The organism is Aliterella sp. E5.1, assembly GCF_057473825.1.
The window spans coordinates 1-1,531 of the sequence record NZ_JBYCCV010000369.1 but is presented as its reverse complement, the minus strand read 5'-3'; the positions used below and the strand labels follow the sequence as shown (position 1 = coordinate 1,531).

At 48.3% G+C, this 1,531-nt stretch carries 1 protein-coding gene and 1 pseudogene; one reads left to right on the top strand and one right to left on the bottom strand.

Annotation, left to right across the window (positions count from 1 at the left end):
- On the top strand, positions 1–1,211 hold a 1,211-nt coding region (locus AC2VE5_RS27355), incomplete at its 5' end, for a DNRLRE domain-containing protein (RefSeq protein WP_486890675.1).
- Between the two features lie 129 nt (positions 1,212–1,340).
- Here the strand turns inward: AC2VE5_RS27355 and AC2VE5_RS27350 are convergent.
- Positions 1,341–1,531, bottom strand: a pseudogene (locus AC2VE5_RS27350) (hypothetical protein); the annotation flags it as partial.

Below are 1,531 nucleotides of genomic sequence, written 5' to 3'. Positions count from 1 at the left end.
AGGGCAATCCCGGAGATAAATTGGGGACGATATCCGCTTCCGAAAAGTTATCTATCAAGGCTGGTGCCGATCAAGACCCCCTTACTGGTGCTGTAAAGGAAGATTTGTTAGGTGGAATTGTTCAGATTAACTTTCAGCCGAATATTTACACAGACGGTAAAACTGTGGATGTTCCTAGTGGGTATACTCCAGACTTTGGTTTAGGTTATGACGATGACCGGGGTTATGGCTGGGTTCGGCAAGACAGTCTAAGTCGCACTCATGTGCCCCTAAACATCAGCTCAAATGCCCGCGATCGCAACCGTCCTGGGATTGATCAGCGACTCGATACCCTCCTACACATGCAGTATTTGTCTAGGGTTAATAATCCCACGGCAGTAAAAGTTCCGGCTGCATGGGAGTATGCCCTCCCCAGTGGGAACTACAACGTGACCGTTAGCGTGGGCGATAGTTATACAGACAGCCAACATACCATCAACGTGGAAGGAGTCACTGCTATCAGCCGGTTTCGGGGCAGTGCAATGCAGGAATACAAACAGGCTACAGCCCAGGTCAATGTAACCGACGGCAGGTTGACCATTGATGCGATTAAGGGAAGCAACACCAAGATTAACTATGTTGAAATTCAAGCGATTTCTGACTCAAAAACAGTTACCGTTCCTGTTGTAGGGGACGAGAGTGTTTATTCCAGCTATAACGATCCTAACGATAACTTCTTAACTCGATCCTCCGTTAGGGGTGGCCTGTTTACAGGGGTGGATGGTGGGATTAGCCCCTCACCTGCAAGGTTTTATCTCAAGTTCAACCTTCCAGAATTTGACCCGGCGACCCAGATAACCGCGGCTAAACTCACAGGCTTCTACAACGACGACTACGATTCGGCAGATGATCGCACCCATGGGATCTACTTTGTGGCCTCTGATACCTGGTCAGAATCAACGATCACCTGGGACAACCAACCAGGACAAGCCTATGGAGTGCCAGAGGCAAGTTTTGACGCTGCTAAAGCAACGGTCGGCAGTTTTATAGACTGGGATATTACCAAAATCGTCAACCAAGAATATCAAGGTGACGGTGTGCTGAGTTTATTATTTCACGCGAACGCTGAGGGCTTAGTTGCAGACAACCGGAACTGGGAGTACTTTGCTGAGAAAGAGTTTGATAGTGCAAAAGCATTCCGCATCCAGCTCACAGTTGGGCCAGTCTCCTGACTAGAAAGGCACTTCAAATTAGGATATGAATCGAAATGATGTTCTGGGCAATGACTTGAGTATCTTTCAACTCACCTTCGTCAGAATGGTAAAAAACTGACTCTCCAATGATTAATGTCAATATCCAGGTCAGGCACGGCCAAATTCTTTCAATGCCTGTACATAGTTAGCGATCGCATGATCCTTAAAGCGCTGGGAGACAAAATTTAGACTAAACCGAGGACCAAGCCGATATTCTGTATCCACACCTCGACCGCAACAGCGCCAGAGCGGTTTACAGCCTGCTCGTGGACTTGGCCCGGCAAGAAGGCAGCGCGGTG